Genomic DNA, 16,077 nt, shown 5'->3' on the forward strand with positions numbered 1-16,077 from the left:
GTGCATCCGGAGGTCGCGCAGGCGCTGCTGAACTGCGACGGTGTCGGACTGAGCGAAGTGCTCGACACCGCCTGGCTGGCCGCACGCCTGCCCGTGGACGGTCAGGCGGCCGCGACGCGCCGTCCGGGGCCCGGCCCGCGATCCGTGGACCAGGCACCGGGCGATCCGGGCTCGCCGGCGGGCGGTCCGCCGTCGGCACCGGGCCGTACGTCCCCGGAGCCCGGTGGCCGGGCCGTAGACATGGCGCTGTGGCTGCCGGGCGCCGAACCCCTGCTCACCGGAGCGGGAGAGGTCACCGCCCTGGTCGACGCGCCCCTCCCACCGCGGATGCTGCCCGGCCGCCTGGAGTTGGGCAACGCCCTTCGGCCGCTGCGCCGTACCAGTCCCTCACCCGTACGGACCGCGGTGGACGAGGAGGCCACCGCCGAATGGGCGGCGGCCACCGGCATGGTCGTGCCGATGGTCGAGCCCGCCGAGGAGCCGCACTTCGACCTCGCCCTCGTGCGGGACACCGGCTCGTCGATGCGGCTGTGGACGCCGATGCTGCGCGAACTCGCCCGAGCCGTAGCCCAGTACGGCGTCTTCCGGTCGATCACCGTGAGCCGGCTGGACTCGCGGACCGCCCGCACCGTCCCGACAACCGCCGGCGGCGGGTCCAGCAGCCTGCGCACGCTGCTGGAGCCCGCTGGCAGACGTCTGATCGCCCTGGTCACCGACGGCGTCGGCCCCGGTTGGCACGACGGGCGGATGGCTGAGCAGGTCCACCTGCTGTCCCACTACGGACCCGTGGTGATCGTCCATCTGCTGCCCCGCTACCTGTGGGGGCGTACCGGGATCGACCCGCTGCCGGTGACCTTTCATCCGGAGACCCAGGGGGCCCGGTCCAGGAGGTTCACCGGCCTCGCCCGGCGGTTCACGCCGGCCGGCTGGTCCCCGGCGGACCTCTGGCCCGGGGGCCGCCCCCCGTCGGGTGGCCGTCCGCACGCGGTCCCCGTCGTGCCCCTCGCGCCCGGGCCCCTGAACCGCTGGGCCGCGCTGATCACCGGTGCGCACGACCGCAGCGTGTCCGCCTCGGCCTGGATCGTCACCGCCGGGCCGGGAGAGAAGCGGAACGATCCTTTCTCCGCCTCTGCCGCCGACCTCGCGCCCCACACCACGTCCACGTCCACGGCCGGCGCCGGCTCGGAGTACAGGTCCGACACCCTCCCGGAGCCCGCCTCCGACGACACCGCGCTCGCGGACCCGGCCGACGCCGGTGAACTGCTCGACGACTTCGACGCCGTCGCCGGCCGACGCGCGCGCAGGCTGCTGCGCAGCCTCGCCGTGGTGCCGCTGAGCCTGTCCACCATGTGGCTGACGCACATGGTCACCAGCAACTGGCGTCAGGAGCCCTACGACCCCGCCCCGCTGGCGGAGGTCTTCTTCAGCGGTCTGCTGCGCCCCCGCCCCGCGAGGGAGGGCTCCGGAGCGCCGGCGGACGACCCCGCCTACGAGTTCACCGGGAACACCCGGCAGATCCTGCTGGAGAGCATGGACCGGGTCGAGGCGGTACGGGTCTTCGAGACCGTGTCCGCGTACGTGGCGAGGATGCGGGGCCGCACCGCGCTCGCCTTCCCCGCGCTGCTGGCCTCGCCGCGCGACGGCCGGCTGATCGGCCAGATCGACCTGGAGACCCGTCCGTTCGCGGAGATCGCGGTCCGCATCCTGAAAGGGATGGGGCCGGCATACGGAGACGCGGTACGGCGTATCGAGACGGCCGTGGACGGGCTCGCCCACCCTGCGGACGAAACCGCTGCCACCCCGCCCCCGACGGTCCTGGGCGCCCCCGCCCGGCCGCCGCACGGGAGCGCGGTGGCCGAGCCGCAGGCGGCCGACTCCCCGGCCCCGCACGGTCGCCCGGCTTCTGTCCAGCCCTCGCCCTCGCCCTCGCCCTCGCCCTCGCCCTCGCCCTCGCCTCCGTCCCCAGTGCGGTTCCCGTTGCCCGCCCCCGGGCAACCTGCCCCGGAGCCCGCCCCCGACCCCGTGCCCGAAGCCGCCCCGGTCCCCGTCGCGCCCGACCGCATGCCCCTCCCCGCACCGGTGTCCGTCGGCCCCGAGCCGGCCGAGGAGCCCACGGCTCACAGCTCGGGAGGGGGCACCGCGCGGCAGACGAGACACACGATCGCGGTCCTCGGGGCCGAACACAGCGGCAAGACGACCTTCCTCGCGGCCGCGGGACTCGCCGCCTCGGGCGCGCCCCCGGATCTGGGCCGGTGGAACGTCATCGCCGAGAGCGAGCGGGCCGAACACTTCCTCGTGCAGCAGACCTACGCGCTGGCGGTGGCACGCCGGTTCCCCGAGGCGACGATTGCGCCGAGCTCGTTCTCGTACGTCTTCCGCGCCGAACTCACCAGCGGGCGGCGGCCGGAGCGGATCGACTTCGCACTGAACTTCTGCGATGCCGGCGGGCGCGAGTACTGGCGGGAGAACTACGGCCACCACCATGTCCTCGACGCGCACCTGGGCCGTGCCGGGCACCTGGTGATCCTGGTCGACCCCACCGGCCGCGGCCCCCGGGCCGAGTTCCTCGCCCCCCATCTGGAGCGGCTGCTGCAGGAGTTCCACGAACAGGACCGGCTGGTGCGGGGACGCCTGCCGCACCGCGTCGCCTTCTGCGTCACGAAGTTCGACGAGCCCTCGGTCTTCCAGAACGCCCGGCGCGGCAACTGGGTCGGTCAGAACGCGCAGGGCGATCCGTGCGTGCCCGCCGCCGACGCGGAGGACTACATCGACTGGCTGGCGGACGACTCCGGCTACGTGGCACGCGCACGGGCGCTGACGAAGACGTACTTCCTCCCGGACCGCGTCCTCTGGTACGCGGTGTCGGCGATCGGCTTCCACCGCCCTCCCGGCGGCGTCCTGAACCTGGACGACTGCTCGAACCGGACCCACGACGAACACGGCCTGCCCGTGCTGCGTGGTTCCGCCCGGCCGGTGAACGTGCTGGAACCGCTGATCGATCTGGGACGAGCGCCGGGAGGCACCTGAAATGACCCCCACTCTCAGCCTGCGCGCGCGCTGGGCAGTGCTGTCGAAACCCCCGGCGGACAGCAGTGACTACCGTGTCCTGCGGTGCAGTGACGGCCCCTCGGAGGCGGCCTGGTTCGAGCACGTGATCAGAGCCACGCTGTTCGGCACCCCGCCCCCCTGGTCCACCGCGGGACGTCCCGGCGAGGTCCTGCCCTGGATCTCCTTCGGCGTCTGCGGCGCCGGAGCGGAGGACACCGGCAGCAGGTGGATCACCGTCTCGGTGACCGACTGGAACAGCTTCGCGGAGGCCACCTGGGACTCCTCGGGACGGCGGTCCGCCACCACCCGCTGCTTCCTGGTGCCCTACGAGGAGCTGGCCCGGTACGGGCTGGGACTGGTCTCCCTATGGAACGCGGTGCGGCCGGTACCGCTGCCCGGTGAGGTTGAGGAGAGCGGGACACCGCAGCCCGTGCTGCTCACGGCGCAGGCCGACCCCGTCGAGCCGACCGCGCGGCGGGTGGAGGCGGCCGGCTTCGGCTGGGCGGCCGCCACCGCCGCCGTCGCGCTCGAGGCGCCACTCGCCCTGCGGGCACAGGGCGACCGGTTCGCCCTCGACCGGATCGGCGTCATCGACGCCGTCGTCTCCCTGCTGCCCTACGGCTACCGGGCCACGCTGACCGCGTCGACCTGGGCCCCGGACGCCACCACGGACGCCCCCTGGATCTGCTACACCAAGGCGTCCTCGCCACGGCGGCGCGTCGTGGACGAGGACACCCCGCCCGAACCCGTCTCCCCGCCGGCCCGCGCCCATCTGGCCCGGCTGCGGATGCTGCGGGAGGAACTGGGCACCGACGGCCTGCTGCGCGCGCTCGCCCGGCGCACCGCACCCGCCTCGTTCCCCGGCGACGACGGGTCGCGCCACCGGAGTGGCCGGCGGGCCGACACGCACGGGGAGGCCTGACCGGTGCCCTTGATGGAGACCCTGAGAAGCGAGGACCCCCGGCGGCTGGGGCGGTTCCGGCTGCTGTCCCGCATCGGCGCGGGCGGATTCGGCGAGGTGTTCCTCGGGCAGGAGGAGCCGGGCGGCCGGGAGCGGTTCGCCGCGGTCAAACTCATCCGTACCGATGTCGCCGAGTCCGAGCGGCTCAGGCCCCGGTTCCACAGCGAGATCGAGGCCGTCGACCGGGCCGGCGGCGAAGGCATCCCCGAACTCCTGGACGCCGACCCGGCCGCCCGCCGCCCCTGGCTGGCCACCCGGTACGTTCCGGGCCCCTCGCTGCAACGGCTGGTCGACGACGCCGGCCCGCTGCCGGAGCCCACAGTGCTCGCCCTCGGCCGCCGCCTGGCCGCCACGCTGGCCGCCCTGCACGGCTCCGGGCTCTATCACCGGGACCTGAAACCGAGCAATGTGCTCGTCACCTCGGCCCGCCCCTGGATCATCGACTTCAGCCTCGTACGCCTCGCCGCCAACCCCAGCCTGACCGTCACCGCGGACGCCATGGGCAGCTTCCAGTACGCCGCCCCCGAGCAGGCGAGCGGCCTCGGCCGCGCCCAGGGGCCCGCCGACGTCTTCGCCTTCGCCGCGACCCTGCTCTTCGCCGCGACGGGACATCCCCCCTACAGCGGGCGCAACCAGTTCGACATCCGGCTGCGCGCCCTGACGGAGCCACCGGACATCACCGGCCTGCGCGACGGCCCGCTGCGTGAACTCGTCACCGCGTGCCTCCGGTTCACCGACACCGAGCGCCCTTCGATGGACGACGTACGCGCCGGGCTGGCCCGCGCGACGGACACGGACCGCATCCCCTACCCGCCCGCGGCGCTCCATGTGTTCGGGCGCCATATGGACGCGCTGCGCGCCCTCATCGGGCCGCGCGCCGACCAACTGGCGCGGGAGGAGACGGAGGAGCGGGAGACCGGGTGGGCCCGAGGCCGGGAAGCGGGCCGGGAACAGTGGAGCCCCGGGAATCGGACGGACGACGGCCTCGCGCCGACCGTGCCCGCATTCGCGCCAACCCCCGTGCCAGTAACGGTGCCCGCACCCGCATCGGAGTCGGCGCCGGCATCCGCGCCGGAACACGCACCCGCACCGGCCACCGCCGAGCGTTGGGTCTGGTACTGCCACGACTGGTTGTGCGTACCCCCCTGGCTGATGGGGGACATGGTGCTGATCGTCACGGCGGGCGGAGTCCTGTACGGCGTCGAGTACCGGAGCGGGCGGCCTCTGTGGCGCCTGGACCTCGGCGCACCGGTGCGGGGCGGACTGGTCCCGGCGCGGGACGCGGTGGTCCTGGGAGCCGCCGACGGAGCGGTGCACCATGTCCGGCTGGCCGCGGCCGGTCCAGAGCACGCACGGCACCGGTTCTCCGCGGGAGTGCACGCGGTGGGCTGGTCCGGCGCCCCCGGCGACGATCCGGACCGGCTCTTCGTCGCCGAGGGAGGGAGCGTGCGCGTCCTCGACCTTCGTTCCGGGGACTGCGGCTGGGCCGTCGAGGACGCGGGAGTCGTGACGGGACGAGCGGTGGTCGCCGTCGGCACGGTGGTCTACCGCACCGATCGCGGCCAGGTGGTGTGCCGGCGGATGGACGACGGGAGCCTGCTGTGGGGCGTGCATCCGGGTGCCGCCGGTCCGGCGGGGGTGACGGCGCTGGAGGACGCCGTCGTCGCGCCGGGGGCGGACGGCACGGTGGCCGCCCTGTGCCGTGCCACGGGAGAGACGGTGTGGGTGGCGTCGGTCGGCGGCACCGTGCACCTCGCCGCCGTCGGCTGCGACGGGGCTGTCGTGGTCGCGACCACGGAGGGCTCGGTCACCGCGCTGGGCGCCGGCGACGGGCGCCCGCTGTGGACGGCGCCGGCGACCGGCGGGGCGGCGCCACGTGCCCTGGACGTCCTGGTGGACGGCTCCGCGGTGTGTGTCGCCGACCAGTACGGGATCCGGCTGCTCGCCGTCGATGACGGCCGCCTGCTGAGGCGCTGGGAACTGTCTTCCGCCTCGGGACTGCGTCCGGCCGAGGACGGGCTGATCGCGGTCGGACTCGACGGCGCGGTACGCCGGCTGGCCCTCGGAGGGGTACCCCGTCCGGTCACGGACTGAATCAAGCCATATCACTACATCACCTGATGTGACTGCATTTCAGGAAAGAGAATGAAAGATTCTGCCTTTTCCTCGGACAACAGGGCAAGTGCCCCGCTACGATCGCTGACGCGTTCTCAGTTCGCAGCCCATGACCGGGGGTTCCGCGATCCGGGGCGGCGGCGGGGACTGCGGTCCGAGGGGGGAACCGTGAACAGTGACAGGTGGCCGGACGCAGGGCCGGCACCCATGAACGACGGCCCTTCCACGACCCGTGGGCGCCGCCGGTGACGCGCGTCCGCCGCGACGGACCCGAGCACGGCCGGCCGCGGTCCACGGATGCCGGGTACACCGCCGCCGGGCCACCCGGACACTGCCCCGTCTGCTGGTCGGGCGGTGCCGGACGACGGTGCGGAGCCTGCGGCTGGGAACCGGAGGCGACGGCCGCCGGTCCGGCCGCACGGGACGCGGAGATCGCCGCCTGCTGGTCCTGGGACATGTCCGCGGCCGTCCTCGCGACCCGGTACCTGGCGGCCGGCAGCCGTTCCCGCGGAGTGACGCCGGGCGGCACCGTCGACCTCCGGCTGAGCTCTCTGATCCGCCGCGCCCCCGCGACGGCGGCCGTACACGGTCCACGCCCCTTCGGCCCCCTCGACCCGTTCGACCCGTTCGGCTTCCTCGACCCGCTCGGCGCGGGGGAGCGGAGGGACGCCGCCGCGGACAGCCCCGCCGGTGCGGTGTCCCTGCTCACCGCGCTCACGGCCGGCGAGTACGACGCCGTCTGTGTGCTCGGGATCTCCACCGCCGGACTGGCCCTGCGGGAGCTGGGCCGCTGTCCGCAGGGGACCGGATGGACGCACAACTCCCCGGGCGGCGACGTGCGGTGGCCTGATCTCGCGCCCTGGCTGCCCGCGTCGACGGCGGAACGCGCCTTCCTGCTGGCCGGCGGCATCGGTGTCACGCCCCCCTACGGAACGCAGGGGGCGCCCCGGGCCACCGACGAGGCGTGGGAGCCCGTGGTCCGCCGCGCCCTCGCCACCACGCTGGCCCCCCTCGACGCCGCACGCGCACAGGGCCGCGCGGTGCCGCTGGTCCTCGTCGGCCAGGCCCATGGATGGCGCTGGCCGGGCTACGCGGCGCAGGCCCTGACGACCAGGGCGCCGGCGGCGGCCCGGATGCTCCTTGACGCCTCCGACCCGCGCACCCTGGACGACATCGTTCGGAGTGTCTGCCGCCAGGTTCCGCTGCGGCACGGCTACGCCCTGCTCACCAGGCCCGCCCCGGGAGGCTCACCGGACCAGCGGGCGGACACCGGCGCCCGCATCCTCTTCCCGGGCGGTACGACGCTGCCCGAGGAAGGCGAACTGTTCGCCTCCGTCGAGCTGTTGGCGGAGGCGGACGCGGACGCGGGCGGAGGCGGAATCGGGGACGCGAGCACGTATGCGGATACGGATGCGCATCCCGGCGCCGATCCCCGTTCGTATCCCGACGCCGACGCCGACGCCGACGCCGACGCCGACGCCGACGCCGACGCCGACGCCGACGCCGACGCCGACGCCGACGCCGACGCCCGCACGCGGGACGGCGTGTTCGCCCTTCCGCTGGTGACGGCCAGGGGTGCCCGGACCGAGGACTGGCCGGTGCTGCACACGGGGCGTGCGCGGGTGCGGCCCGGACGCCGGACCATCGTCACCGTCGCCCTCGACAGCCACGGGCGACTCCGGTTCACAGAACCGGAGTTGTTCACCGAAAGCCGAAGCGGGCGGACGCTGCCGCACTCCACCGACGCGGACGCGGACGTGCCCCGCCCCCGAGCCACCGCCGCCGATGTGCTGCTCCTGCTCGAACTCGGCGGCGGCCGGGCCGAGTCCGAGCGCCGTGTCCACTTCCTGCGGTCGGTGCTCTGTCAACTCGGCGCCGTCGGCCCGCCGGACCCCGAGGCAGGCCGCCACGTCGGGGAGATCCCCAAGCCCCCGACGAGCCTGCGGATCGGACTCGTCGGGTACGAGGACCACAAGGTCCTGCCCGTGCGCGCCGGACCGGAAGGCGACTCCGTGCTGAGCGTCTGGGGCCCCGGCTCCGCCGAAGCCGCCGCCGAGGCCGTCCGCCGGTTTCCCGTACGGCCCGTACGGCACGACTACGGCGCGCCGCTGGAGGATGCCCTGCACGCGGCCGCCCACTGGGGCCACTGGCGCGACGGAGCCCGGCACCTGTTGCTCGTGCTGGCCAGCAGGCCGCCCCACCCGGCCCGCCAGCAGTCCGACCTCAGCCTGCCCTGCCCCGACCGGTACGACTACGAGGAAGCCCTGTGCCGGCTGCGTACGGTGGTCTGTCCCGATCTGACCGTCATCGGCGTACGCGACGCGGTGGCCGGGGACACCTCCGGACGCTGGCGTCCCCAGACCCGCGAGCGGCTCCGCCACATCTGGCGCGACCTCGGCCGCGACCACCTGTTCACGCTCGGTACACACACGCCCGAAGACGTCGCCTCGTGCGTCAACCGCGCCCTGGGACGCCCCGCCGAGGCCCCCGGGCTGCTGACCGACCCCGCCACCGCACCGGCGGCCCTCGGAACCGCCCGCCGCCACGGCGCGCGTATCGACTCGTCGGCGGTACCACCCAGTCAGAAGGACAGTGAGCACCATGATTGAGAACAAGCCGGACGAGCCCCGGTTCCCACCGCCGGAAATGATGAGCAAGACGTACGAGCGGAACGCGGCGGACGGGGAGGCCGAGTACGTCGGCAGCGAGCCGGTGTACGTCGCTCCGGTCGAGTTCACCCCAGGACAGCAGGTGGGGGAGGGGGAGACCCGGATCGGCGTCTGGGGTTCTCCGGCCTCCGGCAAGACCACGTTCCTGGGCGCCCTGCGCCTCGCCGCCCTCGACCCGTCCGGTCCCTTCGGCCGGTGGCAGGTGGTGCCGTCCGACGACGTGTCGGAGAGGTTCATGGTGGAGACGGCCCAGAAGCTGGCGATCGACAAGGTCTTTCCCCCGGCCACCCAGGCCGTGCGCCCGTACGCCTGGCGCTTTCGCGGGGACCTGAGCGGCACCGCCTTCGGCAGGCGCCGCCTGCTGCGCAAACGGCCGTCGAACCGGCTGGAGTTCGAGCTGAACGTGCTCGACGTGCCCGGCGGTGTCTACGAAGATCTCAGGAGCGACACCCTCGCCGTCCGGAGCGTCGATCACCTGGCCCGGGCCCAGGGACTCGTCTACCTCTTCGATCCGGTGCGCGAGGCGAGGGACAGCGACTCGTTCGCCTTCCTCAACGGCACCTTGACCCGGATCACCCGTCTCTCCATGCAGGAGAACCGGCTGGACGGCCCCTATCTCCCGCACCATCTCGCCGTCTGCCTCACCAAGTTCGACGACCCGGAGATCTTCCACCGGGCCCGCCGCGGCGGCTGGACCGACCTCGGGCCGAACGGCGTGCCCGTGGTGTCCGACCCCGCCGGATTCTTCGACTGGCTCGCCGACGACCTGCACGGCAGCACCATGCGCCTGGTGGGGCAGACCCTGCGCGCCAACTTCCATCCCTCGCGCCTCCACTTCTTCACCTCCTCGGCGATCGGGTTCGGCACGATGCCCGGCGGTTCCGTCGACCTGCGACGCTTCGGGAACGTCAACGTCGTCGACGGGGCGGAGCGCATCGTGGGCCCGCTCAGCCCGTACAACGTCATGGAACCGCTGGTGGCCCTGCTGCTCGGCATGCGGAACGGAGGCCGTCCGTGAACGACGCGTTCACCGTGGAGGCGCTGTGGGCCTGGTACGGCAAGAAAGCGGGCTCGCTGGCCGAGTACGACGTGATGCACTGCACCGGAGGAGCGCCCCGCCGCACGATCTTCTCCGACTACATCGTCGCGGCGAGCCTCGGCAACCCGCCCTCCGCGGCGGCCGGGCAGGACCGGCTGCCCTGGATCTCCGTGACGGGTCTGCCCTTCACCGACCAGCTGTGGACCGGAATCTCCGTGATGGAGACCTCCACCCTGCGCGACGGTGCGAACCGGGCCGTCACACCCACGCGCTACCTGCTCATCGACTCCGCCGAACTGGTGCGTCGGCGGGTGGAATACACCACCCTGTGGGACGCCGTCGCCCCCGTACGGCTGCCGCCGGAGCACGACGAGAGCCTCCTGCTGGAGGTGCCCCCACCGGCCGGCGAGGGGCTGGCGGAAGGTCTGGACAGCATCGCCGACCACGTGCACGGCACCGCCGGCACCGGGCGGCGGCGGGCGGCGGCCGTGGACTGGGCCGCGTCCGTGGCCGCGCTCCTGCTGCACGGCAGCCCCGTCGTCATCACCGGCGGCGGCCGGCTCGACGCGCGGGCCCGGCTGGCCGTGTTCGACGCCGTCGTCGGCCTCCTGCCGTACGGGGTACGCAGCGGGCTGCGCGTGGGCAGTTGCGTCGACGGGGGTGACAAACCGCCCACCCAGCTGGCCTTCGGACCGGAGCGCACGCCGTCCGCCCGGTGCGTCCGGCTCGGCACTCCGCCGCAGGTGCCGGCCGGCCCTCCCGAGGACTACCGGCGTCACCTCTCCCGCCTGATCGAGGTCGTGGGCTTCGACGCGGTCACCGCCGGACTGCGCGGGCTCGACGCGCCCGTCGCGCCGGCCGACCACGGGGCGCTGCTCGGCGCCCTCGGCCGGCTGGACCCGTTCCGCGCGGCGGTGAGCGCCGTCGAGGCCGGAAAGCAGTCCGTCCAGGTGGTGGCCGAAGGGCTGAACAGCCTGACGGGCGGCGAGGACACGGACTCCGACGGCTTCCTGCGGCTCGTCGAGTGCGGGATCGCGTACGCGGTCGAACCCGGGGGGCGGGAGCTGCACGAGGCGCTGCACCGCCACTGGATACACGAGAGGACCGGACCGCGAGTGTCCGCGCTCATGGCGGAAGCCCTCCTCAACGTGGTGCTGAGCGGTTCCTCGCACACGATGGACAGCACCTCGTGCCGTGCCAGGCTGGACGCACTGTGGCGGCTGGTCGAACAGTGCCGTAAAGAAGCCGAGGTCCTGCGGCTGCTGCCCGGCCGCGAACAGCCGGCCGACGACCGGCGCCTGCGGTACGCGGTCGAGTGCCTGTGCCTGCTGGGTCCGGACAGGGTGGCGGACGGCCGGGCCGACGCCGTGCGCGCGCTCCGGGACACGCGCCGGCTCACCCTGGAGGTGCTCGCGCGGGAATCGGCCGACCCCGCGCGGCTCGTGGACTGGCTGACCCCGCTCGCGCCGGCCGCGCACGAGGCCCCCGCCTGGCTGCGCGCCTGGGCGGTGCTGTCGGTGCGCGAGGCGAGACAGGCGTCCCAGGCCGAGCCTCGTCCCACCGCCGAGGACGCTGTCCATGTGCTCACCGCCACCGTCCGCGCACGGCGGCCCGACTGGGCGGCGGAGGCCGTCGGGTGGCTGTGGCCGCAACTGTATGCCGTCGCCGTCGAGCCGGGGGACGGCGGACGCCCGGACGAGGACGGAGCCACCTTCAGGCTTCCCTTCCTGAACCTGAACCGGAACCGGAACCGGAACCGGAACCGGAACCGGGGCGGATCGCGGAAACCCTCCTCGGCCGGGACATCGGACACCCCGGACACGCCGGATGTCCCGCAGGCTCCGAAGCACCCGCCGGTCTCCCCGAATCCGGCCGCCCCCGCCGCCCTCATCGACCGCGCGGCGGACCCGGCGGCCCTGTCGGCCCCGTTCGGTCCTCCGGACGCGCGTACGTTGAGGGACCTGCTCACCGCGGACCCGGACGTGTGGCAGCACTGCAGGGCGCTGGCCGACGTCCTGAGCTGTCTGGTGGGCATTCCTTCCGTCGGGCCCCCGTGGCGCGAGGCGGCGTGCCTCGCCTACGCCCGGAGCCTGCACCAGATCTTCCGGGACAGGAACCTGGAACCCTTCCTGGACCTGCTTGTGGACGAACTCGCCGGGCCGGTGCTCGACGAACCCTGGGGCCAGGAGGGCGAGTCCGTCGTACTGACGGCCCTCCTCCAGGTGCCGCACCAGGCGGCCGCCGCGGACCTGCGCCGGCGCATCGCCGCCCGGGACGAGGAATGGCGGCGACGGCAGGCGGCCTGGGAGCGGGAGCGTGCCGTCCAGGCGCAGCGGCTCTCCGAGCGCGAAGCCGCCCACAACGCCCACCTGCGCGCCGCCCGCCGGCCGCAGGAGAGCCAGGCCGTGCAGCAGACCGCCCTGGAACGGCACCCCGGCACCGGCCTCGCGACCGGGACCGGGACCGGCACTGGTCCCGGCCCCGGAACCCGCCCCGGTTCCCGTCCCGCTACGGCGGCCACCGGACCCCGCGCAGGCCACGGACGCCCACCCGTCGTCGGCGGCGCCGGCCGGACGGGCGACGGGCCCGACCCACTGGAATGCCTTGTCCGAGCCGCCCAGCATGTCGGCTCCTCCCGGGACATCGCGGCGATGTGGGCGCCGTTCACCCTCGATCTGAAATCCGCCGCGGGCCGTCAGGCCCTCGAAGCGGCCGGCCGCTGGTGGGAGAAGGCCCAGGACGGGGAACGCGCCGCGCTCTTCGGCCATCTGGAACGCGCGCTGCTCACCGAGCACCAGTGCGGCATCGACGTGACCGCGGACATCCTGCACGAAATCAGGCGCCTGGTCATGGCCGGCCGGGCCTCCGGCCACAGCGGCGGCGGATGGCAGGCGGGACCGGTGCTCCGGGAGGCGAAGCGGGACCTGCGCGCACGCCGCTCGCGGGTGCGTGAACTGCGGTGGATACGGCTGATGGCCCACATCAACCTGGTACCGGGAACGCCGCGCAAGCCCAAGAACAAGCCCAAGAAGTGGAACAGAGGGAGCACCGCCCGATGAGCAACAACCGTTCCCGGCCGGCCCGGCGCGCACTCGCCGCGGGGCTGGCCACCGCCTTCCTCACCCTGGGGCCCGCGCTGAGCCCCTTCACTCCCGCCCGTGCCGCGGACTCCGGCGACCTGGAGCGGTTCCTGGACTCGGTGGTGGGCACCCGCGGCGCCGGCTACGCGATCGTCGTCGACACCTCGCAGTCCATGGCGAACAACGGCTCGTACGACAAGGTCCGTTCGGTGCTTCCCGCGTTCCTCAAGTCCCTGCACCCCGAGGACCTGGTCTGCCTGATCCCCTTCAGCGAGAGCGCGCGCGCCTGCGACATGGTCTCCCGCGACGAGGCGCTCGCGGAACTCGACGAGGCGCTGCCCGCCACCCCCGACGGTCCCGCGTCCAACTTCGGGCGCGCCTTCGAACAGGCGCTGGACGGACTGCAGCGGGCCGGCACCGACGTCGGCGGCGTGCTGCTGCTGTCCGACGCGCAGATGCACGCGCCCGACGACGTCAAGTACCGGGACTTCACCGCGAGCGGCTGGCCCGCCCTGCGCAAACAGGCCTCGGGCCTGCCCGCCGACCGCACCCTGACCGGCTACGGCATAGCCCTGGCCCCTGGCGCCGAGGTCGAGCAGGTCCTGGCCAAGGTGTTCCCCAGCTACCGCATGCTCGACGCGTCGGGATCCCGGACCCGGGAGGCGATGACGGCGGCTCAGGACGACACCCGTCTGCTCCAGGCCGCCCAGGCCGTGACCGGGGACAAGGGCAAAGGCGTGGCCGTCTCCTGGCCGGACAGGCCCGGGAACGGGCCGGTGCCGGCCGGATCGGACCTCCGCCTGCGGCTGACGGCCACCACCGAAGCGCTGCCCGTGCGCGTCACCGGCCTGCGGATCGAAGGGCTCCCCGAGGGCGTCGAGCCGACCGGCGGACTGCCCCGCTCGGTCGACCTCGGGCCGGGGGAGAGCCGGGACATCGACGTCACGCTCAGCTCCACCACCGCGCAGCGCAAGGGGTGGAGGAGCGGTCCCCGCACCGAGACCTGGCAGCTGTCCGTCGACGGCCGGGTGAGCACCCCGGTGGCGCGGGCCTCGGAGCGGTTCGTAGACCGGCGGGCCCGGCTGGCCACTGCCCCGGCCGGAGAGTCCCTGGCGGTGCGGGGGACGGCGCGGGTCACCGTCGACCCGGTGCGCTGGGCCGCCGCGCTGGGCGTCCTCCTGCTCGTCCTCGTCCTGGCGGGCGTTGTGCTGCTGCGCCGGTACCGCCCGGTCCGGGGCACACTGTCCGCCGAAGGAGTCGACACCAGGGAGCCTGTGCGGATCCCCCTGCAAGGACGCGGCGAGGTCACCGTGGACCTCTCCCCGCTCCTCGAGGGCGACGGATCGGTCAGGGTCCGGAGCGTCCCCGGCCCGCTCCGCGAGCAGCCGCCCATCCGGCTGCGCTGCCGCACCGCCGACCGGCCGGAACGGGAGATCGTCTGCTCGCCCGGCCAGACCGTGCTGCTGTGCGGTATCGAGTTCCACTACGCGACGCTGCCCGCGCAGCGGAGATGACCGGTGCCCGCCGCCCGGCAGCGGCCGCCCGCGACGTTCCCCGGAGGTTCCGGCGAGGCCCGCCGCCGGGCGGCGCATTGCCACTGCTCACCTGGGGGATCAGTGGTGGCGGGCCGTCACACTTCCTCTTGGCTTCGGCACATGGCCCAACGCCACCTCACGTATCTCACCTGCACCGTGGTCGTCCTGGCCTCGGGCCGCGCGGCCCGGAGCACGCGTCGTCGTCATCGAGAACCGCATCGACGACACCCCGTCGATGCGGTTCACCACGGCCATGGACCTGCTGCTGCCCCTCAACATCGGCGGCGCCAAGCACACCCGGAAGAGCATGACCGACCGGCTGGCCGGCGCGGGCCCGGTCCTCGGCGAGGTCCAGCCGGTCAACGCCTACCCGCACGCCTTCGAGTGCACCGTCCCCGGCTGATCCGCACCGGCCCGTACCGTCCGGCCGGCATGCTCCGTCCGTAGTCCGACCCCGAGGCCGCCGGCTCCGTGACGTACACGGGACCGGCGGCCTCGGGGTTCTTCCGGCTGTCCGCTCAGGAGCCGGCGCCGCGCTCCCAGTGGTAGAAGCACTGCGCCATGGCGTCCTTGGGGCTGCGCCAGGTCCGGGGGTCGTACGGGCTGACGTACGCCTCCAGCTGTTCGCTGATGCCGCGGAACTCGGGGTGCCCGGCCACCTTCGCGATGGCGGGCGCCGGGTCCCGCTCGGACTCGATGAGGTGCAGATACACGTCGTCGCCGAACTGGAAGAGCCGGCGCCTGTTCACCCCGATCAGATGGGGGAGTTCACCCCGGTCGGAGGCGGCGAACACATCGGAGATCTGCGACGCCGAACCGGGCGCCATACGGGCCACGATGAGTGCGTGGTGCATCGACGGTCCTTTCCGGATCGGTCGGCGGTCAGTGGGAGGTGACGGAGGCGGTGCTCCTGCGCTCGCCGGCTGCCTGCTCGATCCGGTCCCGGATGAGCGCCAGCTGCGTACGCGAGTTGCGGTTGATGTTGTCCGTCATCCAGGCGTCGTCGACCGGGGCGTCGGGTTTCATCGCGAAGTCCTGCGTCCATTTCATCCGGACGCCGCCCGGCAGCTGCTCGTACTCCCACAGGATGTCCATGTGGGCGAAGGGACCCGTCTCGACGCGGCGGGCGCGCACGGTCCGGCGGGCCCGGTCGGGGGTGCGCTCGGAGACCCAGCTCCACACCTTTCCTTTGTCGTCCGGGTGCATGGTCAGCCGGAACGTGGTGGTGTCGCCCTCGCGGGAGAGGATTTCGACCGACGCGTACTCGCTGAACAGGCCCGGCCAGTTCTCGAGGTCGTTGGTCATCTCCCACACGAGGTCGAAGGGAGCGTCGACGGTGATGCTGTTCTCTGTGTGTCCTGCCACTTTCAGGCTCCAGCCTTGAGGGTGCTGTTGACGAGGTCCAGAAACTCCCGGGGCGTCCTGCAACGCTCCGAGTCGGGGGGAAGCGAGAGGCTGTACCGGTTCTCCAGCTCGCCGACGATGCCGAGCAGGCCCAGCGAGTCGAGGCCGAAGGAGTCGAAGGGGGACTCCGCGGCCTGCTTCAGCTCCTGCGGGTCGACGGTGATGCCGGCTGCCTTCTTCATCAGGGCGGCCAGTTCGCCGACGGTCACTTCGGTGGTGATCATGA

General features: G+C 73.6%; 10 protein-coding genes and 1 pseudogene. 8 read left to right on the forward strand and 3 right to left on the reverse strand.

What is annotated here, in order from left to right; translation table 11 throughout:
• From ACFPZI_RS29925 to ACFPZI_RS29960, 8 genes and pseudogenes are all read left to right on the forward strand, one after another.
• Entirely contained in the window at window positions 1-3,027 is a 3,027-nt protein-coding gene (locus ACFPZI_RS29925) for an SAV_2336 N-terminal domain-related protein (RefSeq protein WP_381369545.1), read from the forward strand.
• 1 nt (window position 3,028) lies between these two features.
• Window positions 3,029-3,970 (forward strand): hypothetical protein, encoded by a 942-nt coding sequence (locus ACFPZI_RS29930; protein ID WP_381369548.1) that lies wholly within the window; start codon window positions 3,029-3,031, stop codon window positions 3,968-3,970.
• 12 nt (window positions 3,971-3,982) lie between these two features.
• Window positions 3,983-6,103 (forward strand): protein kinase domain-containing protein, encoded by a 2,121-nt coding sequence (locus ACFPZI_RS29935; protein ID WP_381369550.1) that lies wholly within the window; start codon window positions 3,983-3,985, stop codon window positions 6,101-6,103.
• A 203-nt stretch (window positions 6,104-6,306) separates the two neighbouring features.
• On the forward strand, window positions 6,307-8,733 hold the full coding sequence (locus ACFPZI_RS29940; RefSeq protein WP_381369553.1) for a hypothetical protein: 2,427 nt from the start codon (window positions 6,307-6,309) through the stop codon (window positions 8,731-8,733).
• On the forward strand, window positions 8,726-9,811 hold the full coding sequence (locus ACFPZI_RS29945) for a hypothetical protein (protein ID WP_381369556.1): 1,086 nt from the start codon (window positions 8,726-8,728) through the stop codon (window positions 9,809-9,811). Before ACFPZI_RS29940 ends, ACFPZI_RS29945 begins: the two co-directional genes overlap by 8 nt.
• Entirely contained in the window at window positions 9,808-12,891 is a 3,084-nt protein-coding gene (locus ACFPZI_RS29950; protein ID WP_381369559.1) for a hypothetical protein, read from the forward strand. The genes ACFPZI_RS29945 and ACFPZI_RS29950 overlap by 4 nt, the downstream gene beginning before the upstream one ends.
• Window positions 12,888-14,426: a vWA domain-containing protein gene (locus ACFPZI_RS29955; RefSeq protein WP_381369562.1), complete on the forward strand. Its 1,539-nt coding sequence runs from the start codon at window positions 12,888-12,890 to the stop codon at window positions 14,424-14,426. Before ACFPZI_RS29950 ends, ACFPZI_RS29955 begins: the two co-directional genes overlap by 4 nt.
• A gap of 193 nt (window positions 14,427-14,619) precedes the next feature.
• Window positions 14,620-14,850 (forward strand): annotated as a pseudogene (locus ACFPZI_RS29960) (methyltransferase); the annotation flags it as partial.
• Between the two features lie 115 nt (window positions 14,851-14,965).
• On the opposite strand, the gene ACFPZI_RS29965 reads toward ACFPZI_RS29960, so the two are convergent.
• From ACFPZI_RS29965 to ACFPZI_RS29975, 3 genes are read right to left on the reverse strand one after another with little or no spacing between them, the layout of a single operon-like run.
• On the reverse strand, window positions 14,966-15,301 hold the full coding sequence (locus tag ACFPZI_RS29965; protein WP_381369564.1) for a TcmI family type II polyketide cyclase: 336 nt from the start codon (window positions 15,299-15,301) through the stop codon (window positions 14,966-14,968).
• A gap of 28 nt (window positions 15,302-15,329) precedes the next feature.
• Window positions 15,330-15,812, reverse strand: a complete 483-nt coding sequence (locus ACFPZI_RS29970) for an SRPBCC family protein (protein WP_381369567.1) — start codon at window positions 15,810-15,812, stop codon at window positions 15,330-15,332.
• Between the two features lie 2 nt (window positions 15,813-15,814).
• Window positions 15,815-16,075, reverse strand: coding sequence for an acyl carrier protein (locus ACFPZI_RS29975; RefSeq protein ID WP_381369570.1), 261 nt, complete (start codon window positions 16,073-16,075; stop codon window positions 15,815-15,817).
• Between the last annotated feature and the right edge of the window lie 2 nt (window positions 16,076-16,077).

This window comes from Streptomyces chlorus (assembly GCF_042655885.1).
GTDB classification, from domain to species: domain Bacteria; phylum Actinomycetota; class Actinomycetes; order Streptomycetales; family Streptomycetaceae; genus Streptomyces; species Streptomyces chlorus.